This is a genomic window from Limnospira fusiformis SAG 85.79 (genome assembly GCF_012516315.1).
Taxonomy (GTDB): domain Bacteria; phylum Cyanobacteriota; class Cyanobacteriia; order Cyanobacteriales; family Microcoleaceae; genus Limnospira; species Limnospira fusiformis.
In genome coordinates this window covers 4,324,288-4,349,618 of sequence record NZ_CP051185.1, presented here as the reverse complement: position 1 = coordinate 4,349,618, position 25,331 = coordinate 4,324,288, and the positions used below count along the sequence as shown (strand labels likewise).

Annotated in this window: 15 protein-coding genes and 2 pseudogenes; 8 read left to right on the top strand and 9 right to left on the bottom strand. The window is 45.5% G+C overall.

Annotated features, from left to right (window positions below):
• Positions 1-72: 72 nt before the first annotated feature.
• Positions 73-450 carry a V-type ATP synthase subunit I domain-containing protein gene (locus tag HFV01_RS20345; protein WP_006616978.1) on the top strand — a complete coding sequence of 126 codons (378 nt, stop codon included), beginning with the start codon at positions 73-75 and terminating at the stop codon, positions 448-450.
• 20 nt (positions 451-470) lie between these two features.
• The gene (galE, locus tag HFV01_RS20340; protein WP_006616977.1) at positions 471-1,469 is read left to right on the top strand and encodes a UDP-glucose 4-epimerase GalE; all 999 of its coding nucleotides are present in this window, start codon (positions 471-473) and stop codon (positions 1,467-1,469) included.
• Here the strand turns inward: galE and HFV01_RS20335 are convergent.
• Together HFV01_RS20335 and HFV01_RS20330 are read right to left on the bottom strand one after the other, a co-directional pair.
• On the bottom strand, positions 1,466-2,692 hold the full coding sequence (locus HFV01_RS20335; RefSeq protein ID WP_006621050.1) for a lipid-A-disaccharide synthase-related protein: 1,227 nt from the start codon (positions 2,690-2,692) through the stop codon (positions 1,466-1,468). The genes galE and HFV01_RS20335 overlap by 4 nt on opposite strands.
• Positions 2,693-2,726: 34 nt before the next feature.
• Entirely contained in the window at positions 2,727-8,063 is a 5,337-nt protein-coding gene (locus HFV01_RS20330) for a PAS domain S-box protein (protein WP_006617061.1), read from the bottom strand.
• A gap of 208 nt (positions 8,064-8,271) precedes the next feature.
• Between HFV01_RS20330 and HFV01_RS20325 the strand changes: the two genes are divergently transcribed.
• Positions 8,272-12,678, top strand: coding sequence for a calcium-binding protein (locus HFV01_RS20325; protein ID WP_193520340.1), 4,407 nt, complete (start codon positions 8,272-8,274; stop codon positions 12,676-12,678).
• A 107-nt stretch (positions 12,679-12,785) separates the two neighbouring features.
• Here HFV01_RS20325 and HFV01_RS20320 read toward each other — a convergent pair whose 3' ends face one another.
• A complete protein-coding gene (locus HFV01_RS20320; RefSeq protein WP_193520339.1) occupies positions 12,786-13,217 on the bottom strand; it encodes a hypothetical protein in 432 nt (143 codons plus the stop codon).
• Between the two features lie 85 nt (positions 13,218-13,302).
• A pseudogene (locus HFV01_RS20315) lies at positions 13,303-13,695 on the bottom strand (zinc ribbon domain-containing protein); the annotation flags it as partial.
• A 163-nt stretch (positions 13,696-13,858) separates the two neighbouring features.
• Here HFV01_RS20315 and HFV01_RS20310 point away from each other — a divergent pair.
• Entirely contained in the window at positions 13,859-15,289 is a 1,431-nt protein-coding gene (locus tag HFV01_RS20310; protein WP_006670960.1) for a family 10 glycosylhydrolase, read from the top strand.
• Between the two features lie 406 nt (positions 15,290-15,695).
• On the opposite strand, the gene ureG is transcribed toward HFV01_RS20310, so the two are convergent.
• Together ureG and cobO are read right to left on the bottom strand one after the other, a co-directional pair.
• Positions 15,696-16,295 carry an urease accessory protein UreG gene (gene ureG / locus HFV01_RS20305; protein WP_008049095.1) on the bottom strand — a complete coding sequence of 200 codons (600 nt, stop codon included), beginning with the start codon at positions 16,293-16,295 and terminating at the stop codon, positions 15,696-15,698.
• A 24-nt stretch (positions 16,296-16,319) separates the two neighbouring features.
• Entirely contained in the window at positions 16,320-16,934 is a 615-nt protein-coding gene (gene cobO, locus HFV01_RS20300) for a cob(I)yrinic acid a,c-diamide adenosyltransferase (protein ID WP_008049097.1), read from the bottom strand.
• A 97-nt stretch (positions 16,935-17,031) separates the two neighbouring features.
• Here cobO and HFV01_RS20295 point away from each other — a divergent pair, with 97 nt between their 5' ends.
• Together HFV01_RS20295 and HFV01_RS20290 are read left to right on the top strand one after the other, a co-directional pair.
• Complete coding sequence (locus tag HFV01_RS20295) at positions 17,032-18,258, top strand: molybdopterin molybdotransferase MoeA (RefSeq protein ID WP_193520338.1); 1,227 nt, start codon at positions 17,032-17,034, stop codon at positions 18,256-18,258.
• Between the two features lie 151 nt (positions 18,259-18,409).
• On the top strand, positions 18,410-19,036 hold the full coding sequence (locus HFV01_RS20290) for a response regulator transcription factor (protein ID WP_006621040.1): 627 nt from the start codon (positions 18,410-18,412) through the stop codon (positions 19,034-19,036).
• Positions 19,037-19,114: 78 nt separating this feature from the next.
• Here HFV01_RS20290 and pckA read toward each other — a convergent pair.
• Together pckA and HFV01_RS20280 are read right to left on the bottom strand one after the other, a co-directional pair.
• Positions 19,115-20,644, bottom strand: a pseudogene (gene pckA / locus HFV01_RS20285) (phosphoenolpyruvate carboxykinase (ATP)); the annotation flags it as partial.
• Positions 20,645-20,662: 18 nt separating this feature from the next.
• Entirely contained in the window at positions 20,663-20,836 is a 174-nt protein-coding gene (locus HFV01_RS20280; protein ID WP_006621038.1) for a hypothetical protein, read from the bottom strand.
• Positions 20,837-21,420: 584 nt separating this feature from the next.
• Here HFV01_RS20280 and HFV01_RS20275 point away from each other — a divergent pair.
• Positions 21,421-22,839 (top strand): NADP-dependent isocitrate dehydrogenase, encoded by a 1,419-nt coding sequence (locus tag HFV01_RS20275; RefSeq protein WP_193520337.1) that lies wholly within the window; start codon positions 21,421-21,423, stop codon positions 22,837-22,839.
• Between the two features lie 197 nt (positions 22,840-23,036).
• Entirely contained in the window at positions 23,037-24,137 is a 1,101-nt protein-coding gene (gene recA, locus HFV01_RS20270; protein WP_008049115.1) for a recombinase RecA, read from the top strand.
• Between the two features lie 118 nt (positions 24,138-24,255).
• Here recA and HFV01_RS20265 read toward each other — a convergent pair whose 3' ends face one another.
• Positions 24,256-25,128: an alpha/beta fold hydrolase gene (locus tag HFV01_RS20265; RefSeq protein WP_006670314.1), complete on the bottom strand. Its 873-nt coding sequence runs from the start codon at positions 25,126-25,128 to the stop codon at positions 24,256-24,258.
• Positions 25,129-25,331 lie beyond the last annotated feature (203 nt).

Below are 25,331 nucleotides of genomic sequence, written 5' to 3'. Positions count from 1 at the left end.
CTCTGGTGTTACAATGGGGTGAGGCTGCATTGATGGTCAATAGAGGCCCTGAACTCTCAAGGAGATGATTTTGTGAACCAGGAACGACCAACCCTACAATTTAACTGGTCAGGAATTGGCAATTGGATCGTGGTTATAGGAATCATGGGTTTGTTAGCCTCAGTTGGTTTGGGCTGGCTAGTCAACTCGATTCTGATTCTGATTGGTCTGGCTGTCATCACCCCCATTATTTTAGTGTTTGGGGCGCGGTGGTGGCTAAACCGGAATTTGATTGAAGATTCCTGTCCGGTCTGTTCCCATGAGTTTATAGCCCTAAATCAGACTCAATGTCAATGTCCGAATTGTGGTGAGCCTATTCAAATTGAACAGGGACGTTTTACCCGTCTGACTCCACCGGGAACTATTGACGTTAAGGCGGTTGATGTTTCGTCACGAGTCCTAGAAGATTGACAATTAAAGGATGTTTGAAAGTGTCTGAAAATCAGGTAAATGTCTTGGTTACGGGAGGGGCTGGTTATATCGGTTCCCATGGGGTTTTGGCTTTGCAACGGGCGGGTTATAATCCGATAGTTCTTGATAATTTGGTTTACGGACATCAAGAATTGGTGGAAGATGTGCTGAAGGTGGAATTAATCCAGGGAGATACTAACGATCGCCTTTTATTGGATCAGCTATTTTCTAGCCGGAAAATTGACGCGGTGATGCACTTCGCCGCCTATGCTTATGTGGGAGAGTCGGTAACTAATCCTGAGAAATATTATCGTAATAATGTGGTGGGAACTCTCACACTTTTGGGGGCGATGAACTCGGCGGGAATTGATAAGTTTGTGTTTTCTTCTACCTGTGCGACCTACGGGGTTCCCCAAATTATTCCGATTCCTGAAAACCACCCCCAAAATCCCATTAGTCCCTATGGCGCGAGTAAGCTAATGGTTGAACGAATTTTGGCGGATTTTGACACGGCTTATAATTTGCGATCGGTCAGTTTTCGCTATTTTAATGCTGCTGGCGCTGACCCTGATGGATTACTGGGAGAGGACCACGACCCGGAAACTCATTTAATCCCCCTCACCCTATTTACAGCCCTAGGAAAACGAGATCATATCTCTATTTTTGGAACTGATTATCCGACTCCTGACGGTACTTGTATCCGCGATTATATCCATGTTAGTGATTTGGCAGATGCTCACGTTTTGGGGTTACAATATCTATTGTCGGGGGGGAAAACTGAGTTTTTTAACCTCGGAAATGGTAAGGGTTTCTCGGTTCAAGAAGTGATTGAAAGCGCTAGGGAAATCACGGGACGAGAGATTAAAACGGTAGAATGCGATCGCCGCCCCGGAGACCCCCCCAGTTTGGTGGGAACTAGCGAAAAAGCCCAGGAAATCTTGGGCTGGAATCCTCAATATTCCCAAATTCACGATATCATTAGCCATGGCTGGCAGTGGCATCAAAAACGTCATGGCTAACCCTTGACATTTGGGAAAATTTGTGATATGAGATAGTCAGCAATATGATCGCCTGCCCCGGCTTCACCGAGACGGCGGCGACCATTAGCGGCAATAGTGGCTAGTTGTGGGGAGTCCTGTAGAAGCGATCGCACCACTCCTGCCACTGCTTGGGGATTTTCGGCAAGAATTAGTGACGGACCGAGTAGGCGACTTTGTGCCTCAGCAAAGGCTGGTGTAAATTGCGGACCTTTTCCGGGAATAGCGATCGCAGGTTTTCCCAGACCGACAAACTGTTCGGTAGCCGTCCCCGCCATAGCGATCGCCATATCGCCTAGGTGGAGACAATCATTAAACCCCTCACGGGTCAGCAGCATAGTCATTTGGTCGCGCTGAAACAATTGTTGTTCCTTGCTGGTATGACCATCAACCGGAACCCACCCGGTCGCCTTCAGAACCGAACCGAAGGGGTCTAAATCTAAACTAGGTGCGATCGCAGCCAAACACCGGAGGGGTGAGATTTTTAGCTGCGATACTGCTGCTAGAATTAACCGCCAATTCTCATAAGCCTCTGGACTACGAGAACCCGGCAATAAAGTCAAGTTTAACACACCCGGTGGCGACGGCGCAATAATTCCCCCAGGTTCCAAATTATCCATCATAGGATTACCCAAATCAACAGCCGGAATTGACCACCTTTGCAGAGTTTCCGTGGTCAGTCTATCGCGGGGAAACACCACCCGACAACGGGGATGAGTCATTAACCAACGTTCCCAGGGTAAATATACGGAACCTGACCACCCCTCCCATTTTTGCCACCAGGACTGGCGAGATAACTGTCCGTTTTCATCCCGCAAATAATATTCAGATTTCGCCGTCCCCACAAAAGCATATTCTGCACCACTTAACCAGGCTAAAAATAGGGGGACAATATCCCCCACCGCCAAAATAAATCCCCCCTCTTTCCCCCACTGGCGGACGGTCTGCACCTGGGAATATAATAACTGTAATAACCCCCCTTTCAAATCTCCCAGGAGTTGGGAACTGTCCATATAAATAAATCCCCCAGAAGGCATTTTTTGGACTCTCCCAATAATCGGAATATCCGGTAATTGCTGGTAGGCTTTTCCTTCCCCTACTAAGGGTAAAGCGGCTAGGTTATTAACTGGTGTTCGCAGATGTTGCAGTATTCTGACAGCGATGATATCTTCCCCGTGACCATTACTTAAACACAATAGTTTCATATTCCTGAATGCTGCATCAATTATAAGTCTCCAATTATAAGTCTAAAATTTCCTGAATTTTGGCGTTGAGTTGTTTTAATTTAACGGGTTTGGCTACATAATCATTTGCGCCAGCTTCTAGGCATTTTTCGCGATCGCCTGTCATAGCCAAGGCGGTTAAGGCAATAATTGGCACTTGGGTCATGGTGGGGATTTGGCGGATACGGTTAATTGCTTCTAAGCCATCTATTCCCGGCATTTGAATATCCATCAGAATTAAATTAGGAGATTCTGATTGTGCTAAATCAATCGCCTGTTGACCGTCCTTAGCAATAATTAAACGGTAGCCTTTAGCACCCAAATAACTCGACAAACTCATGATATTAGCTTCGTTATCTTCAGCAATTAAAATCAGGGGAGAAACTTGAGCCACATCTTCAGTTTTCGTCAGGAAATCCGAGGTATTAGATGATAGATGGGGGGTGTTAGTTCCGATTAAGATATCATCACAAGGAATCTCAAAAATAAACTGACTTCCTGACCCCACTTTACTAATCACATTAACAGTACCTCCGTGCATTTCGACAATGCGTTTAACTAGGGATAATCCTAAACCTGTTCCCTCATATTGACGATTGAGAGCGCTATCAATTTGAGTAAAGGGTTTAAACAGTTTTGATAATTGTTCTTCATTAATACCAATTCCCGTATCAATCACAGCAAAACGGACTCGGGATTTATCGCTGTCTATCGGGGGTGGCTGTAACTTAACTTCCAGGCTAATTTTACCTCGGGATGGGGTGAATTTAACCGCGTTATTGAGGAGGTTAATTAACACTTGACGCAGGCGGCGTTCATCAATATATAAGTCTGGTAAGGCTTGGGGAATTTGTACATTAATGGAAATCCCTTTTTTAAAGGCTTGCTGCTTAATAAAAGCTATACTAGATTGACACAGGGGGCGAATCGAAGTATAATTAAGGTCTAGTTTCATTTCCCCGGCTTCAATTTTAGCCAGATCTAAAATATCGTTAATTAATTCCAGGAGATGACTGGCGCTGCGTTCAATAGTTTGTAATGCTTGTTTTTGCCGATCGCCTAAAGTACCAAATACCTCTTCTTGCATACCCTCAGTCATTCCTAAAATAGCATTAAGGGGGGTGCGTAGTTCATGACTCATATTGGCGAGAAACTCATCTTTCAGACGGGTAGCGCGCATCAATTCCTGATTAGTCTGGCGCAGTTTGGCTTCGGTTTCTCGGCGATCGCTAATATCTCGACAGACACAAATTAACAGGTTATCTTCCGTTAGGGTCAGAGATAATTCTTCCGCAAAACTCGTCCCGTCTTGACGAGTGGCGATCGCTTCTCCAGTCCAGTAGCGATCGCGCATTACAATCGGGAAAACCTCATTTTCAAAGCGTTGAATTTCTGTAGGAGAATAGATTTTTCTCCAACTATGACCGACTAAATCTTCAGGTTCAGAATAACCAAACATGACCAAATGAGCGTGATTTACATACTGATACAAATCATCCTGAACAATAGCAATACCATCCCCCGCAGCTTCAATACTCGCCAACTGTTTAGCAATTTCCTGTTCAGCGGCTTTCTTAGCCTCTTCCGCCTCATTTCTTTTCCGGTGTAAACGATACCCTTCAATTAAATTGCCACAGGTAACTAAAAAGGCTTGTAAATAATCAATCATTTCCTCATGATAGCCACCTGGTTTATTGGCAATTCCCACTATTCCCACGAGAGTCGAACTGCTAAAAAATGGCAACCCCAAAAAACTATTTAAAGGGGGATGACCATTAGGAGTCCCTCCCCGGCGTGGGTCACTGCTAGGACTGTTAGCTATAACAGGTTTCCCGGTCATAATTACCGCCCCAAATAAGGTATTCATATTATCAAATTCCATGCCTTCTTCATGGTTTTCTTGATAAAATTTCTCCGTGGCTTCATCCCAAGCCACATTACTTATGCTATGGGTTTTTAGATAAGGAACTCCCCGAATTTTTAGGAAAGTTTCTTCCATGGTTGCTCCCCCATTATCTCGGAACATTACCTCGCCAATAAAGCCATATTCACTATCAGTTAAAGTTAGCAAGCTGCTAAGTAAACCATCAAAAATAGTTAGGCGATTTTCCGATGTAATAAACTGGGATTGTGCGAGGGTAATTGACTGTAGAAGGTTGTGGTTTTTTTCTAAGGCTATTTGCGCTGATTTTAGGTCGGTAATATCAAACAAAGTTGAACGACTATAAAGATATTCACCTTGGGGATTATAAACGGCGCTATAATTCAAGAGTACCGGGAAAACGTGACCATTACTACTAATCATCTCCAGCAACATATCTTTGAGATATCCTTGCTGTTTAAATAACTCAAAATTACTCTCAAATATCTCTCGACTGTCCGGGGTGAGAAAATCTGCTAAACGTCTCCCAAGTAATTGTTCACGAGAGTATCCTAACCATTGCAGTTCCGTATCATTAACTTTGACATAGCGACCCTCAGCATCGAGGGAATGATAGCCACAGGGTGCTTTATTATATAAGTCCTCAATCTCATGGGAATAGTCTAATAGCCTAGCTTCCGCCTGTTTGCGAGCGGTGATATCAAAGCGAATAGCTAAATATTGAGAGACTTTTTTATGGGAATTTAAAAAAGGGACAATGGTACTTTCAGTCCAGTAAATAGAACCATTTTTAGAGCGATTACAAATTTCTCCATGCCAAACTTTACCACTAGAAATAGTCCGCCATAAATTCGCGAAAAAACCAGGGGGATGGCATCTTGAGTTAACGATACGATGGCTTTTACCGATTAATTCTTCCGAGGAATAACCGGAAATTTCACAGAAGCGATTATTGACGTAGGTAATCACTCCACTCGCATCAGTAACAGCTACGATCGCTGAATGGTCTATGGCTAACTTTAGATCGGATAACTCCCTTAGTAATTGTTGGCGGTCGGACTCGGCTTGTTTACTCTCGGTAATATCAACATTAGTACCGATCATCCTTTGAGGTTCTCCTTCGGGGTTGCGAATAATTAGAGCATTTGCTTTAATAAAAACTATAGAACCGTCAGGACGTACAATCCGAAATTCTGGATTAAATTCCCTTTCCCCTCGCAGACTTTCCTGTAAAATTGCCTGAGTTAATTCAGCGTCTTCTGGGTGTAGGGAGTTTTTCCATAATTCCACTGTCTGGGGACACTCTAAAGGTGAGACTCCATAAATTTTATACATCTGATCATCCCAGGTTAGATGATTCTGAGAAATATCCCAATCCCAAATTCCCATTTGGGCTGACTTAATCGCTAATTGTAGGCGATCGCTAAGGTGAGAAAGTTCCTGGGTTCGCTGTTTGACCGTCGCTTCTAAAGATTGATTAAGATCTTGTAATGCGGTTTCCGCTTTTTCCCGTTCACAAAGTGCCGCTTTCTGTTCGCTAATATCTGTAATAGTACCCACATAGCCATTTACTGTTTCTTCTACACTAAATTCCGGGACAATTTGACCAAACACCCACAACTGATTTTCCCCGGCTTCTAAACGATATTCTTCCTTAAATGGGTGATGATTTACTTGAGTCTGTTTCCAGGCTTCATTAATGCGATCGCTATCTTCAGGATGCACAGAAATTTGCCAAGATAAACCAATTGTTTCCCCAGGAATACGTCCCGTCATCTGACAATATTCCTCATTGACATAGATACAATCACCCTCCTTATCCGTCCGAAAAACTCCCACCGGGATTAAATCTGTCAGAGTCGCATAACGTTCTTCTGTTTCTTGTAAACAGGTTTGAATTTGTTGGCGTTCCTGTAGTTCCCTTTGTAGGTCATCGTAGGCGATCGCTTGTTGAATAGCGATCGCTACCTGTAGCGCCAACTGTTGGACTATCTGGATTTCTTCTGATAACCACAGCCGCGTATTACTACATTGATGAATCGCAAATAAACCCCACAAACTCTTAGATTGGCTTTCCGCTTCATGGTTAGATAAAACAATTGGAACTACTAAATCTGCTCGGACTTCAAATTGTTTGAGCAGAGATAAATGACATTCACTTAATCCCACCTGATCAATATCTGGTGCTACGAAAATCTTTCCGTCTTGATACATTGATGGGTTGTCCTGAAAACAGGTATCTTTAATATTTTTATCTAAGCAGGATGTATAGGGTTCCATTACTGATTCCGCTACGATATCACCGCTCAAATCTGGGTTGAATTGGTAGATTACTACCCGATCACAATTTAACAAAATCCGGACTTGTTTAACCGTTTCCTCCAGGATTTCCGGTAAATTTAACCAAGACCTAATCCGGTTGGTAATCTCAAATACCAGTTGTTCTCTGTGGTGCGCCTGTTCTAGTTCTAAAGTCCGTTTTTTGACCTGTTCATCTAGTTGTTTCGCCTGAGTTTCTAAAATGCTAATTTTTTCTAATTCTAACTCCGATATGCGACCATCTAAAATCTTCGTCATTTTATACAGATCCAGAGGATTTAGCACTTTGAGCATACTGGTTTGGGTCACTATCCCTAAGAGTTCACCATGGGAACCTGTGACTAGAACTCGCCGGATATATTGGGATGACATCAACTCATGAATTCTCCACAGATTCTCATTGGTGGCGACCGAGAACACTGGGGTACTCATTAACTGTTTACTGCTATAGTTTTCTAGGTCTAAGCAGAAGGTATTAAACTTGACAATATCTCCCTCGGTCAGGATCCCGACCGGAACATTGACAGCCGTTGAATTGTTCACGAAATCGGTTTCTACTAAAACTACACAATTGACCCGGTATTGTGTCATTAAACAGGCAATTTCTAGCAGGTTACTCTCAGGACTAGCACAAATAACCTCTGTTGTCATTACCTCTTCTACCGTTCGTAATCTCAGCAGGTCTATGGGGTGGCTAATATAACGCAGAGTTTCATGGGTTATTAACCCTACTAGGCGATCGCTATCATCCACTAGCGGTAGGTGACAGATTTGATTTTTCCTCAGCAAATCAATCACTTCAAAAAAGTCGCTCAATTCTGACTCCCTCCAGCTTAATACTGAGGCGGTCATGACTTCCCCTACCAATAACTGCTCTAAGGGTCTTTTTTCTGTACAAAGTCGGATGATATCTCCCTGAGTCAGAATACCTACTAATTGCTCCCCTTCTACTACCAAGACGCAACTGGAACGCGCCTCTCCATAAACTTCCTCTAATAGAACACTGGCTTTTGATGATATACTACAACTGGCGCGACTTTCACTCATCAGCGCGATCGCTTCCCTCGCCGTTGTTTCTACTGTTACTAATAACGGCTCTCTAATAATCGCGCTTTCTAATTCGGTCAGGGTATATGATGAGTTGCTTGCCATAGTCTTTCACCACGAAGCGTGGTATTGATAAAACTGCTGCCTATTATATGCCTCTTAATTATAATTGAAATAACTCTTTCTGTCAACCAATTAACTTAATCTTGAGGTGGAGCCCTTGCCAAAGTCGGTTAAATGTGATAAGGTAATCCGCCAGGGGTTAACTTAGGTTAATTATCAGCCAACATATATATTTTTTTAAGCCAATAAAATGCGGGAACTATTTTTTGACTTTGAAGATTTCCAAACTCGCAACTTTGCACCCATTGGCACAATCGATGGGGTGAGATTTTCCCCCAACGCCATAGCTTTGGTGAGTGTCGATGAAGGGGGAGAAGGCTTATTTGATGCCACCAGAACTTCCCCCCCTGGAACTACAGTTGTCTCATATTCCGAACCTATTGTAAACACGGAAGATTCCGAAGATTCCGAAGATTCCGAAGATTCCGAAGATTCCGAAGATGCCGAAGATGCCGAAGAGATAGAAGTCAATGAATTAGTGACAGGCGATCGCATTACCATTGACCTCAGAAATTTATCACCATTAAGCATAGGAGGGGGTAACTTTTCCTTTCACTACACCTCCCCAAATCGAGAACATACCGTCGAACTATTTGACCGAGAAGGCAATTCTCTAAGGACTGGCGTTTTATTAGCCACCCCAGGAGAAACATTTAACGAATTTCGGCGCTTTAGTACCACCCTCCCTCGGAACACCGGAATTATTGCCATTGGTTCGGAAGCGACCGAATTAGCCATAGACAATATTAGAATCTCCTATTTTACCACCCTCGTCGCTGACCCGATTATCATCTCAACCCCCAGCTTAGTTGTCGGTACAGAAAATAATGATTTTCTCCAAGCCGCAGAACCCAGATTAACTATCCCCCTCCCGCCAGATTTTATTAGGGATGAAAAAGCCATCACTAGTATTGAGAATGTCAGTAACGGGAGTGCTACCATTCTCCCTGGGGGAGTCGGAGTAGAATTTATCCCCGATACAACCTCCCTTGGCGGTTCTGGTAGCTTTAATTATACATTGCGCGATCGCCATAACCAATTTGCTACCGCTACCGCAACCATTAGTTTTCAGCCAGTAACAGCCATACAAGGGAGAGGCGGAAATGATACCCTAGTGGGAGACCAATTCGACCAAACCCTTGACGGGGGGACCGGAAACGACTCTATCTTGGGGGGAAGTGGTAACGATACCCTCTTAGGGGGTCCTGGTGATGATACCCTCTTTGGCGGTTTAGGGGACGACCTCCTACAAGCCGGGTCAGGAGATAATATCCTTGACGGTGGCGCGGGTAATGATACCCTGTTGGGGGGTATTGGTAATGATTCCCTATTTGGTGGGGAGGGGAATGATTGCTTATCTGGTGGCGGGGGGAATAATTGGCTAGAAGGTGGTGCAGGCGTAAACACCCTCACGGCTGGTACAGGGAATGATACCTTAGTCTACCTGTCCCCTAATGACAGAGGTACACAACCCGATCGCATATTAAACTTTACACCAAATAGCGATCGCCTAGTTTTTCAAAGCCAATCCCTAGAGGAAGGTGGTTTTGGTTTATCCGCTCTCAATACCGAGACCCAAACCCTCAACCCCGAACAGTTTACCACCAATCGAGAATCCCTACCCGAAAATACAGAAATCCCGATTCTCGTTTACGATACCATTACCGGACTTCTGGAATACGATATAGACGGCTTGGGAACCTCTCCACCTATAGCGATCGCGCAGTTACAATCAGAAGATGGCAGCATCCCCAATTTATCCCCCAATGATATTATCCTAGTTGATCCGGTTTCATTGACTCGCCCCGAAACCGTCAACATCATCGCCAGGGAAGTTCGCGCCGCCACTCCCCAGGAAATAGACGGAACCGACTCCGATGATACCATTTTTGCGATCGCGCCAGAACCCTTTAATCCCGTCGAAATTCCAGTTTTAGACAATGATAGTCCCGAGACAGGTTTATCTATCAGCAGCGTCAGCAACATCACAGGCGGGGACGTAGCCTTACTTAATAATAATACCATTGTCAGATTTACCCCCACATTGCCTGGGGGAACCGAAGCCAGCTTTACCTATACCGCCAGTGATGGCAACACCGAAGATAGTGCTAATGTATTTATCGATATTCTTCCCGTCACCCGTATTAACGGCTTAGGTGGCGATGATGTTCTGATTGGAAGTTCAGGACCAGATCTCCTCTATGGCGGCGCGGGTAATGATTGCTTATTCGGAGAAGCAGGCGATGATACCCTCTTAGGAGATAGTGGTGATGATATCGTCTTTGGTGGTAGTGGTGATGATATCCTCTTTGGCGGTCCGGGAAATGACCTGCTATATGGAGGTGCTGATAATGATATTCTCTATGGCGGAAAGGGTGATGATTTCCTATCAGGAGATGATGGGGATGATACCCTGTTTGGAAATGCCGGAAATGATACCCTATTCGGAGGTGCTGGCAATGATGTTTTTGCCTATATTTCCCGCAGTCAAATCACCACCGGAACTGATTTGATTTTGGACTTTACCCCCGGAAGCGATCGCCTTCTATTTGACCGTGAGGAATTCGGCTTTATTCAAATAGGTACTACCCCGGAAAATATCCTGAGTCCTCAACAATTGGTTCTCGTGGAAACCGGAACTTATCAAGATAATCTCAGCCTCATAAATAGTCCCATTCTCGCCTATGAATTACAGACCGGAAACCTGCTCTATGACCCGGACGGTTCAGGAACACAACCCCCCGAAATTATTGCTAATTTACAAGGCAACCCTCCCCTATCTGTTAATGATATCATCTTGATTGGTACAGCCGGAGACGATACCCTAGATGATGGTGATGATGATGATCCTACAGATGAAGATACTAGAAATATCACCGCCTTCGCTTTAATTAATGGTACTCCCGGAAATGATGCGATCGCTGCTAACGATACCATCGATTTTGTTGGCGTTCCCGTCACCATTCCCGCTTCTGATACCATCACCGATTTAATCGGCGGAAATGTGAATATCCTAGAAGGTGGTACAGCCGTCGAGTTTATTCCCACCCTCCCCGGCGGAAATATTGGCAGTTTTAGTTATGAAGCGATCGACTCCGAAGGAAATCTAATTAGAGTTCCCGTTAATGTTAATATTCTTACTGCCATTGATGGTAATGCAGGTGATGATACCCTCATTGGTTCTGATGGTGATGACTCCCTATTTGGTAATCTAGGTAATGATTGTTTAATTGGTGGTGCTGGGGATGATACCCTCGTCGGTGGCGAAGGAAGCGATACCTTTGCTTATCTATCTCCCAATCAAATTAATTTAGGAGTTGACCTAATTGTTGATTTTACCCCCGGAAGCGATCGCCTCCTATTTGACCGTGATCAATTCCGCTTCACTCAAATAGGTACTACCCCCCAAAATAGCCTCAGTCCTGAACAATTTATTTTCCTCGAAACCGGAGAATTGAATCCCGATAACCTCGGCACCATTAGCAGTCCCATTCTCGCCTATGAATTACAGACCGGAAACCTCATCTACGACCCCGACGCTTCAGGAACACAACCCCCTGTAACCGTCGCCACATTTATCGGTAATCCTCCATTATCTATTGATGATATATTGCTCATTGGAACCACCACAGAGACACTGACACCCACAGACTCTTTAATCGTTAACCCCGACTTTGCTACCACTCCCAGTCTCGTAATAGGTAGCCCCGGAAATGATACTATTTTCGCAGAGGCGGCCGATAACCGCATTGAAATTCCTGTATTAGAGAATGATAGTCCCGCTGTGGGATTAACCATTAATAGCATCAGTAATGTCAGCGGCGGAGGAGAAGTTAATATTCTCCCAGGTAATACCTCCGTTGAGTTTATCCCCCTTGTCCCAGGACCATTCGGTGGCGAATTTACCTATACCGCACAAGACTCCCTAGGAAATACCGCCTCCGCTTTGGTTAGCGTTAGTATTGCAACAGTGGACACCATTGATGGTAATGCAGGCGATGATTTTCTCGCCGGTCACTTAGGTCCTATTGTTTTAATTGGCGGTCTTGGTAATGATACTCTTGTAGGTAGCGCCTTTGGTAATGACTTGCTATTGGGTAATGAGGGTAATGATTCTTTAGTGGGTGGTCCTGGTGATAATACTCTTATAGGTGGTCTTGGCGATGATACTCTCATCGGTGGTCCTGGTAATGATACCCTAGTCGGAGGGTCTGGCGCTAATACTCTGACAGGTTTGGGGGGAAATAATGTTTTCCTCTACTCCTCTACTAATGATGTCCTATTATCAGCCTCTGATTTGATTACCGATTTTGCCCCGGGTCGTGATACATTGCAGTTTACCGATGAGTTTATCTTGGCTGACCCCTTATTTGTGGTGACTGATACACTCACCGGAACTGACACCCTACTCGATACCCTACCCGCATCGCAATCTGTAATTATTTATGAACGACTAACCGGACAGTTAATCTATGATACCAATGCTGACGGACTCGGAGGCGGATCTATTATTGCTCAGTTTACCCCCGACGAAACTGGTGCTTTCCCCAATATCTCAGATACAGTCAGAGATGATTCCTCAATTCTGATTTTCTAAGACTATCCTATCCCCCTCTCCCAGAGGGTGGGTTTCCTCCCCACAGGTCAAGAAACCCGGTTTCTCGAAGAAACCGGGTTTCTCCCCAATTATTAATTAATTCTTTCTTAGCGACCAGAAGAGGGTAAAGACCGAAAAATACCTCTACCTGTCGGTATTCTGCCATTACTTGGAGTCCCATTAGAACCACCACCTCCGTTAGCCGGACATAGACACCCATTCAAGCCTCCCCCACTCCTGTTTACGTTGTTTTGTATGGTCTGTAGGGAATCAGATCCTGTGGTAATGGTTTCTGCTACGCTACTACCATTACTACTCTCTAATGGGTCAGCAACACCCCCCAAAGCATCCCTAAGAAAAGTGTTGGTAAACCCAGGGTCTTGGGTTTCCTCAAAAAAAGGAGCCCTGATCCGCCCTTGAGCGATCGCATTTTCTGCTATAGTCCCCGTAGAGGCGATCGCGATCGCATCAGAACTTACCGCAGCCGTAATAGTCACCATTGGTAGGAGCCACAATAGTCTTGACAAATTAGCCATCATCTCAAATCCTCCTCAAATTATCAAATTAGTAGCTATGCCTTGAGATTAGATCCCAGACCTCAAATTTTCTGCTAAACTGATACATTTACGCGACATTTATCCGGCTATTGCCTGACAATGCGACGATAGCACTATTACCCGTTAAGGTAACAGAGGCGGTATCCCGCAAAGCTTTTAGAAAGATTCCAAAAGCACCGTTCCAGTCCCTGGCTAGAGTGACCCCGCACTCAGGACATCGGAACACTTTTGAGCCACCTAGCTGGGAATGCACATGACCACAGTGAGTAGAGGTTTTGCTGGTGTATTCTTCCGTCACATCTACAACTGTTCAGTTATTTCCGCGCTTATGTCTCAGGGTTAGTTTGAATCGATAATGCGCCCATTTCAGCATGGCGCGGGCAGTCTTAGACCTGATTAGACGCTTTACCTTGGCAACCATATTGGAAGTCTCGAAGGTGGGCAAAAAAATCAGGCTGTGTTATGGGATGGTCAGGGATGCGACCCAATCAACCAAGGGGTTGAAGTCCTCACCGGGTAGTCCCCACGCTCATTTCAGCTCTATTTCATACCCGAAGGTCTCGCACCATACTTGGTATTATACCGTATTGCCGTAAAATGTTAACCTAATTGGAGATTAAATCATGCTCCTAACTACAACTATGAAATCAACCTTGGTCAAAAAAGCCAGTTTCCTCATTGCCTTATTTTTTGTCAGCCTAATTGCTGTCATACAAATTCCAGCGATCGCACTCCCCCCAGCTTTCCGTACACCACCGACTTCCCCCGACTTACCCCTGTTTCCCCCAGAAGTTTTTGATGAACCTCTACCCCTAGAGCCACCACAGCCTACCATTACACCTCCTCCCGCACCAGCCACCGAGGAAACCATTACACCTCCTCCCGCACCAGCTATCGAGGAAACCATTACACCCCCACCAGTTCCTGATATACCCCCACCAGTTCCTCAGCCGCCGATCGCACCTCCACCCATTCCCCAAATTCCCAAAACCGAAATTCGTGGCGTTTGGATGACCACCAATGATACAGATGTGTTAATGAATCAACCGAGACTCGAAGAAGCAGTCAGCAAACTCGCCCAATTCAATTTTAACACAATTTATCCAGTGGTTTGGAACTCTGGTTATGTCACCTATAAAAGTTCTGTAGTTAAAGAAGCCGGAATTCAGCCTTTTGTCCGCCGGGGTTTCCAAGGACAAGATATGCTGGCTGATATCATTGAACGCGCTCATCGTCATAACTTGTTAGTGCTTCCCTGGTTTGAGTTCGGTTTTATGGCTCCCCCTAGTTCCGAGTTGGCTTTAAAACATCCCAACTGGCTGACTCAACAGCGAGACGGAACTAAAACTTCCATAAGCGCCGCTGGGGAAGTCGTTTGGTTAAATCCCTTTCACCCGCAAGTCCAGAAGTTTATGACTGATTTAATTGTAGAGGTGGTTACCGACTACGATATTGATGGCGTACAGTTTGACGACCATACCAGTTTACCTAGTACATTTGGATATGACCCTTATACCATTTCTCTTTATCAAAGAGAGACTAATCGCACCCCACCTAGTAACCCCCAAGACCCCGCTTGGGTGCGTTGGCGTGCTCATAAAATCACGGCTTTTATGAGACAATTGCACCAAGCTATTAAAGCCAAAAAACCTCATAGCATTATTTCCGTTAGTCCGAATCCTTATCATATCGCCTATAACGGTCATTTACAAGATTGGGTTACTTGGGTTAGAGATGGTCTTGTTGATGAGTTGGTGGTGCAGGTTTATCGGGATGAATTGGACTTTTTTATTGCTGAGTTAAACCGACCGGAAATGAAAGCCGCACAAAACAAGATTTCTACCGGGGTTGGTATTCTCACCGGTTTGAGAACTAGACCAGTTCCTATCAATTTCATCCAGTCTAAGGTTCGTGCCGCGCGCGATCGCCAATTCGGTGTCGCTTTCTTTTTCTATGAAAGTCTCTGGGACCACGCCGCTGAACCCCTCGCCCAAAGACAGTATAGTTTCCAGTCTATGTTCCCTCAACCTGCTATTCGCGCTTCTATTCGCTAACCGACTTCAATTGTGGGTCAGTTTGGGGCTATGCACAAAATGTCGCTTTTGTCAAGAGGTCGATTTTTGGCCGTCCCTTACTTCCCCAAAACTCGTGATTCGTGAATTATATTCTTTAGCCAGAAAATATTTAGATGGGCGCTAGAATGAGGGTTTCAGCGCTTTTTTTTGCGTGTAGACACAGGAACCCCTTGGGTGCGATTTATTCTAGGATACCAGAACCCCTATTATTTCGTCAACCTTTTGCGAGCTATTTTCAATAAAAACTTATTAATTCTTAATGTCGTTCGGAACATCAAAATTATCTGGGTGGAAGTATTAGCAAAACTTAACTATTTGCGCCAATAATAGGGGGGAGGCGATCGCCTATAGGTGTCTGTGATGTGGTATAGATATTAAGGTTTGGTCAGTTAATGATATGAGACTGAATAAAATCGAGGATAGTAGTTAATCCTTGCTTTTCCTTGAGGTTAGTAAAGACAAAAGGTTTATTTCCGCGCATCTTTTTAGCATCTCTTTCCATGACGGTTAAATCCGCGCCGACAAAGGGAGCTAAGTCAATTTTATTAATCACCAATAAATCGGACTTAGTAATTCCGGGTCCTCCTTTGCGGGGAATTTTATCACCCGCCGCCACATCAATAACATAGATAGTTAAATCGACCAATTCCGGGCTAAAAGTCGCCGCCAAATTATCGCCACCACTCTCTAAAAACACGACATCCAAATTAGGGAAAGTAGACTCCAACTCTTGAATAGCACTAAGATTAATCGAAGCATCTTCGCGGATAGCGGTATGGGGACAGCCTCCGGTTTCGACACCGATAATTCTATCAGTTTCTAAGGCTTGCGATCGCATCAAAAACTGAGCATCTTCTTGGGTGTAAATATCATTAGTAACCACAGCCATTTGAAAGCGATCGCGCATAGCTTTACAGAGTGCATCAAGTAAAGCGGTCTTACCCGACCCCACCGGACCTGCAATTCCCACTCGAAAAGGACTCATGAAATTCCCCTGATTATAGACAACTTAAAACTCGATACCCGGTTGAGCCTTAACCCCTTGTTCCCGGAAAGGATGCTTAACCAAAGTCATCTCGGTAACCAGATCCGCGCGTTCTATCAAACTAGGGGGAGCGCCACGACCGGTCAAAATCACATGGGAGTCGTGAGGTTTCTTTTCCAAACCCGCCAAAACCGTTTCTACGGTGAGATATCCCAACTTAATGGCGATGTTAATTTCATCTAAAAGTACCAACTTAATCTCGGGATTTTCAATTAAAGATAGACTAAGTTTCCAGGCTTCACTAACCCTTTGGATATCGCGATCGCGGTCTTGAGTTTCCCAGGTAAAACCTTCCCCCAAAGCATGAAACTGTAATTGTTCCGGCCAGAGACTGAAAACGGCCTTTTCTGCTGGTTCCCATGCGCCCTTAATGTACTGGACGATCGCCACCCGATAGCCATGACCAAGCGATCGTAAAACCATCCCCAAAGCCGCCGTAGTTTTACCCTTCCCATTGCCAGTATTGACAATAATCAAACCCTTTTCCACCTGTCTCTCAGCTACCCGCTGGTCTTGAATTTCCTTGCGGCGCTGCATTTTTTGGCGGTGTTGTTCCGCTGTCAAACCCGTAGTTTCCATAGCGATCGCATCACTGAGTAGGACCTGATCAACTGTAGCATAGAGGCGACTAAAGCTGCTATAGAATATGGAGACGAAAACCCAGAAATGAGATTGTATGTTATCAGCCCAAGCCGCAGAGGCAATTATCCTAGAACAAGTAGGACCACCCCACCAACAAGATATAGAACTGGTCAAATTATCCGAGGCTACCGGACGCATTCTCGCCGCCCCGATTACCAGTGAATTAGACTTTCCCCACTGGGATAACTCCGCCATGGATGGTTATGCCGTCCGTTATGCTGATGTCGCCCAAAGTAGCGCCGAAAATCCTGTAACTTTGGCAGTCATAGAAGAAATACCCGCCGGATATTGTCCCCAAAAAACTATCGCCCCCGGACAAGCGGCGCGCATTTTTACAGGAGCCTGTTTACCTGCTGGGGCTGATACAATTGTAATCCAAGAAGATACCCAACCCGATGGCGATCGCATCAAAATCCTAACCACCCCGGAACTGAGAGCCTTTGTGCGTCATCAGGGGTCCTATAGTCGCGCCGGAGACCCTCTACTCCCTGCGGGAATTAGCTTAGGAGTTGCAGAAATCGCAGTTTTAGCCGCGGCCAAATGTGTGCAGGTCCCAGTTTATGCTAAACTCAAGGTAGGATTGATATCAACCGGGAACGAATTAATCCCCCCAGAGCATCCCATAGCCCCAGGAAAGCTAGTAGACTCTAATCAGTATGCTTTAGCGAGTTGGGTGATGCAAATGGGCGCAGAACCGGTTATTTTAGGGATTATTCCTGATGAACCCGAAGCCCTCAAAACAGCGATCGCCAAAGCCCTACTCAGCGCTGATATAGTATTATCAACTGGGGGAGTGTCCGTCGGGGATTATGATTATGTTGGTCAAATTCTGGCTGACCTTGGGGGAGAAATTCTGGTCAACTCAGTAGCCGTCAAACCCGGAAAACCCCTTACCTTCGCGACTTTTCCCGATTGTTTGTATTTTGGTTTACCGGGAAACCCGGTGTCAGCCTTAGTCACCTGCTGGCGGTTTGTCCAACCAGCCTTGAGAAAACGAAGCGGACTCACTTCTGAGTTTTGGGGACCAGAATGGTGGCGGGTGCGATCGCCAATGGAATTGCGATCGGGGGGTAAGCGAGAAACCTACCTTTGGGGAAATCTGCGATCGGTCAATGGCGAAACCCAATTTATCCTCGCCCCAGGAAGCCAAAATTCTGGAAACCTGATTAACCTCGCCCAAACCAACGCCCTGGCTATGCTTCCAGTCGGTCAGACCTGCATTGAAGCCGGGGAATTTGTCCAAATTCTCAAAGTCCGTTGAGATTTTGGATACATTTGGTTCCACAGGACTCCTCTTGCATCTCTATGTAACGGGGGATTATTAACCACAATAGCTAATATATTGACTATAGTTTCCGCCGTCATTTGTGACCATTGGCAACCCTGCTATTATAACATTCCCGTGAACAATAATGCGCGTTCTAATTGTTGAAGACGATCCTATGATGCAACTAGGGTTAGAGCAAGTCTTATCTGACTGTCCAGGTATTACCCTGGTTGGTATTGCTGAAGATGGTTATTTAGGTGTCGAAGCCGCTAAGGAGAAAAAACCTGATGTTGTGATTATGGATATCGGGTTACCTCGCCTTGATGGTATTGCAGCCACCAAACAGATTAAAGAAATCTTACCAGAAATCAGAGTCGTTATGCTCACCTCCCACACAGCAGAAACGGAGGTACTTGCTTCCCTTTCCAGTGGTGCTGATGCTTATTGTGTGAAGGGAGGAAGTGTTGATAGTTTGATTGTAGCAATACAGGCAGCCTATGAGGGAGCAACCTATCTAGATCCTCAAGTTGCTCGTTTGGTTATGGAACACCTCAAGCCACCCCTACCTCAAAGTAACTTGGGTACTTTATCCCCCCGGGAGTTAGAAGTTCTCAAACTTATGGTGGAAGGTAAAAGCAACCCAGAAATTGCTGAGGCGCTTTATTTAAGTCCTAACACCATTAAAACCCATGTTCGGGGGATTATGAATAAATTAGCCGTTGATGACCGGGTAATGGTCGCTGTCGTCGCTTTGCGATCGGGTTTAGTATAATCAAAATCGCGACGAAAACGCCGCGACCTAATTTTAGACCTTCTTCAGGTATTGGGGGAATTATCCCCCAACCCTTGATTAATCGACAACCGGACCAGCGGCGGTTACTTCCTCTGGTACGTTCACATATTTGCTGAAGTTTTCCACAAACAATTTAGCCAAGTATTTCGCTTGTTTTTCATACTCTTGGGAGTCAGACCAGGTTTTCACCGGATCAAGAATTTCCGTCGGAACTCCTGGTACAGCATTAGGAACCCAAATCTTGAAGATCGGATGCTCATGGAATTCCACATTATCCAAGTCTCCATTCACCGCCGCCGACACCAAGGCGCGAGTGTATTTGATGGAAACACGACTGCCAACTCCGTACACACCACCAGACCAGCCAGTGTTCACCAAATATACATTGGTTTCTGGGTGATCCGCAAGGCGTTTACCCAGTAAATTGGCATAAACCGCCGCTTCTAAGGGTAGGAAACACTTACCAAACCCAGCGGAGAAAGTCGCTTCCGGTTCTTTAATTCCCCGTTCAGTTCCCGCCACCTTGCTGGTGTAACCAGACATGAAGTGATACATCGCTTGTTCGCGGGTTAGTTTGGAGATGGGGGGGAGAACTCCGAAAGCATCTGCTGCCAAAAATAGAATGGTTTTGGGATGACTACCAATACTAGGAATAATCGCATTGGGAATGTAGTCAATGGGATAAGCCACCCGGGTATTTTCTGTTAAGCTACCATCATTGTAGTCGGGAATGCGAGTGTAGTGATCAAGCACTACATTTTCCATCATTGAACCAAACCGGATCGCATCCCAGATTTGCGGCTCATTTTCCCGATATAAGGCGATCGTTTTGGCATAGCAACCACCTTCAAAGTTGAAGATACCATCTTCTGACCAGCCGTGTTCGTCATCCCCAATTAGATAGCGTTCCGGGTCAGCCGAAAGGGTGGTTTTTCCGGTCCCTGATAGACCAAAAAATAACGCCGTATTACCAGCGTCATCCACATTAGCTGCACAGTGCATAGGTAGCACATCAGCTTTGGTCATAAAGTAATTCATTAGGGAGAAAACTGATTTTTTGATTTCTCCGGCGTACTTGGAACCACCAATAATTACTAGCCGTTTCGACAGGTTAAGTACGATAAAGGCTTCACTATTGATGCCATCATCTTCGGGATCAGCATGGAGTCCAGGAACTGCAATTACAGTAAAGTCAGGATTGTGGGTTTGCAGTTCTTCGTCTGTTGGACGAATAAACAGTTGATGAACCAACAGGTTTTGAGATGCCAGATCGTTGATGATCCGCACACCAAAACGACGCTTGGTATCTGCTCCTACAAAACCATCAAAGATATATAAATCACGACCTTGGACGTAGGAACGTACCCGCCGAAATAGGCGATCTAAGTTGCCTTCGGCAATGGGGACGTTCATTTTTCTCCAATGGATTTCGTCCTTATTATTCTCTTCTTGAACAATGAATTGATCGTGAGGAGAACGACCTGTATATTTACCGGTTTTTACGCAAAGGGAACCATTGGCTGCTAATACACCTTCACCCCTAGCTACTGCGTGTTCAATCAGAATAGCAACTGGTAGGTTGTGATAAACATGACCTAGGTTTCTTCAACCCAGACTTTCTAATTCATAGGTAGGATCACCCTGTAGAGGACGCTCGACATATTTTCCGGTTTTAGCTACTGGGAAGTCTTGTTCTTGGTCAGATAACCTTTTATTGATTAGGCTGGGAATTGAAACGTTTTGATAATCACTGCGATCGACTGTACTTACGTTATCCATAATTGATAACCTCTAGTGGTTTTGAAGTGAAGTATTTACGGGCAACTATTTTGGGAGTGGCTGGGGAATATTAATAAGTAACCTAAAACCTTAACCCCAACGCTTGTGGCTTTAATAACAAGCCCCTACACGGAACTTAGCCGGTGATATATAGATTATGTACACTCAGCTAGAAGCGTTATCCTCAATGGAAAGTTTGAGCTTGAAGTTCGGAAACCAGATTTGTATTTTGATGTTTATTCTCAATGCCCGCTCTCGTGTGCATGAAGGTAGTTGTGCTTGGCAATGTTTTTGGTTTGATCTACCTCCACCTGAAAAAATGATACACCGATCGCCCTAATTCTGAAGTGAAATTTTTGGAAGCGCTAATTGTACTTTTATTGCATTTGTTTAAGTTATAATTCTGAATGCAGATTTTGCATCATAGAGCACCGAAATTTCCTCAATCATAGTTTATGTTCCCTAGCTTTGGGAAGGGGTAATTCTAAAGAAAAGATAAATTTCTGTGGCGATCGCTGCGGAGTGCAGGCAAAAATCATGACAGAATAAGGGAAACCTGAAGGTTTATAGTAAGAACAGAGATCATGTACGAAAAAATTACCCCCCCCGATACAGGCGAGAAAATCACCTTCTCTGACGGAGAACCCATTGTTCCCGATAACCCAATTATTCCCTTCATTCGGGGCGACGGCACGGGTGTAGACCTCTGGCCAGCGACAGAACGAGTGATTGACGCAGCAGTGGCCAAAGCCTACGGCGGCGATCGCCAGATCAGTTGGTTTAAAATTTACGCTGGGGACGAAGCCTGCGAACAATACGGCACTTATCAATATTTACCGGAAGACACGCTGACGGCAATCCGAGAATATGGTGTGGCTATCAAAGGCCCCCTAACCACCCCCATAGGCGGCGGCATCAGATCCCTGAACGTGGCGCTACGGCAAATTAATGACCTATATACCTGCGTCCGTCCCTGTCGCTACTATCCTGGTACTCCCTCCCCCCACAAACACCCGGAACAACTCGATGTGATCATCTATCGGGAAAACACAGAAGACATATACTTAGGGATTGAATGGCGCGAGGGTACGGAAATCGCCCAAAAACTCATCGACACCCTCAACAATGAGCTAATTCCGGCTACCCCGGAACATGGCAAAAAACAGATCCGCCTAGACTCGGGTATCGGTATTAAACCGATCAGTAAAATCGGTTCCCAACGGCTAGTCCGTCGCGCCATTAAACACGCGCTGCGCCTCCCCAAAAATAAGCAAATGGTGACTCTGGTGCATAAGGGCAATATCATGAAATACACGGAGGGGGCTTTCCGAGACTGGGGTTATGAACTAGCAACTACGGAGTTTCGCGAAGAATGTATCACTGAACGAGAATCATGGATCCTCGGCAACAAAGAACATAAACCCGACATCTCCCTGGAAGATAACGCGCGCCAGGTAGAACCGGGTTTTGATGCGCTGACCCCAGAAAAACGCCAAGAAATCTGCGATGAGGTGAAGGGGGTTCTGGAGGCGCTATGGGAAAGTCACGGTAATGGTAAATGGAAAGATAAAATTATGGTCAACGATCGCATCGCTGACAGCATCTTCCAACAAATCCAAACCCGTCCTAGCGAATACTCTATCCTGGCTACCATGAACCTTAACGGAGACTACCTATCGGACGCAGCCGCCGCTATGGTAGGAGGGTTGGGTATGGGACCAGGTGCGAACATTGGTGACACCTGCGCGGTATTTGAAGCTACCCACGGTACAGCACCTAAACACGCTGGACTCGATCGCGTTAACCCCGGTTCGTTAATCCTATCGGGAGTGATGATGTTAGAATATATGGGCTGGCAAGAAGCAGCAGACCTGATTAAAAAAGGTCTGGGGGCGGCGATTTCTAACCGTGAGGTAACTTATGATCTGGCCCGACTCATGGAACCCCCGGCTGAACCCCTCAAGTGTTCAGAATTCGCCGAAGCTATCATTCGCAACTTCTAACCTATAGCAATGGGCGATCGCCTATTAACCAGAAAATAGGCAACAAGCCATCTGCTAACATAAAATGGAAATCCCTCTACCCCTTCCCTGAGCTTGTCGCCGGGAGCAGAGGGTGGGGTAGAGGGTCAGATGATCACATAGATCTATTTTTTAGCCCCAATTTTTCCAATTTTTACTCTGAGCAGGATTCAAAGCTAATGGCCAGCAAAACCGAGACCTCCGAAAAGCAGAAAGCCCTAAATTCAGTCCTTAACCAAATCGAAAAGAATTTTGGTAAGGGGTCTATTGTCCGCCTAGGAGACTCCGCCCGCATGAAGGTGGAAACTATCTCCAGTGGCGCACTCACCTTGGATTTGGCCCTAGGTGGTGGTTTGCCCAGGGGAAGGGTGATTGAAATTTATGGCCCGGAAAGTTCCGGTAAAACTACCCTGGCGCTTCATGCGATCGCGGAAATCCAAAAAACTGGCGGAATAGCAGCTTTTGTGGACGCTGAACACGCCCTCGATCCTACCTATGCAGCGGCGCTGGGAGTAGATATTGAAAACCTCCTAGTTTCCCAACCTGACACCGGGGAAATGGCTTTAGAAATAGTAGATCAATTGGTGCGATCGGTGGCGGTTGATATTGTAGTGGTAGACTCCGTAGCTGCTTTAGTTCCCCGCGCGGAAATTGAAGGGGATATGGGCGATTCTCACATGGGACTACAGGCGCGGTTAATGAGTCAAGCCCTGCGGAAAATTACCGGAAATATCGGTAAATCGGGCTGTACGGTCATTTTCCTGAATCAGTTACGCCAAAAAATTGGTATTGTCTACGGCAACCCAGAAACTACCACGGGGGGGAATGCGCTTAAATTCTACGCCTCGGTCCGTCTTGATATTCGCCGCACCCAAACTCTGAAAAAAGGCTCGGACGAGTATGGCATTCGCGCTAAAGTTAAAGTGGCTAAAAATAAGGTCGCGCCACCCTTCCGAATTGCTGAATTTGATATTATTTTTGGACAGGGGATCTCAACTATCGGTTGTTTGATTGACCTCGCAGAAGAAACGGGAGTGATTAAACGCAAGGGCTCCTGGTATAGCTATAACAACGATAACATCGGTCAAGGACGCGATCGCACCATTACCTATATGGAGGAAAACCCAGAATTTACCAAAAAGATTGATGATGAAGTCCGTGCCGCTTTAGCCGGGGGTGCAGTTGTATCAGCCACCTCCGTTGTTAAACTCGATGATAATGATGTCGAAACAGATGATCATGATCTTGAAGACGTTGACGACAATACTGATGAAGAATAAATCATTGAGTTAAATCAAGTCCCCTTTCACCAGCGGAAAAAGGCACGTAATCGCCTCCCCTGGTGGAGTCTGGCACTCCTCACCCCTGTCTCCAACTATAATCAGGGGGAGGAGTTCATTAGTTCCTGAGAAAACTCAATAATTCCCGGTTAACCAGTTGCGGAACTTCCTGCTGCATCCAGTGTCCACAGTCGGCAACTAATTGTAGTCGAAAAGGTGCGGTAATTAACTTATCTAAACCCTCAACCAGTTTCTGGCTAAGAAATGAATCATCTTCTCCCCATAGTACCAATGTGGGTACATTGATTTGGGGCGGACGCATCCAACTGGAAAATAAACCGGCTGGTTGCAGAAGTTGACGATAGTAATTAATTGCCGATCGCAATACTCCCGGCTTCTCTAACGCCGCCTGATAAATTTCGGTTTCCTCCGCACTAAAAGCCCCCTTGCGGATAGCGTGTTCTCGCAGAAAACCACGGATAAACTCTTTCAAATTTTGCTGAATTAGCCATTCAGGAACCCCCGGAACTTGAAAAGCTAAGACCAACCAACTGCGACGAATTTGATCAAAATTACCCATAAGTTCCTGAACCAACCTATGGGGAGGCGGTGCGTTTAAAATAGCTAAACGGTTAACTGATTCTGGAAATTTTTGGGCTAAATTCCAGGCGATCGCACCCCCACAATCATGACCCACAATATGGGCTTTTGCATATCCCAAGCGCTGAATTAACCCTCGGATATCTTGGCTGAGGGTATCGAGATCATAACCACTTTCCGGTTTATCTGAGTCATTGTAACCCCGCAAATCAGGCACAACTACTTTAAAATAACGAGAAAGCGCCGGAATTTGGTAACGCCAAGCATACCAAAACTCAGGAAAACCATGTAACAAAACAACTAATTCACCTTGTCCTTGGGTCACAGAATGAAGGTGAATGTTATTAGTTTCAACATATAGGTGTTCCCACCCAGACTCCAAACCTGTCATATCCTGCCACAATAACTTACCCCAAACCACATCGATTCTTAGAGAACTAGCAGCAGCTTGGGATTGCCAAAGAGCTTGAACATCATGCTCTGGTAGGGGTCGATAATGAAGTCACCTCCATCACCTCCCATTCAAAACCGTGCCGGCGAGTTTCCCTGCACACGGCTCCTGATGTGGATACCCTTTTTTGTTATAGGAACAGA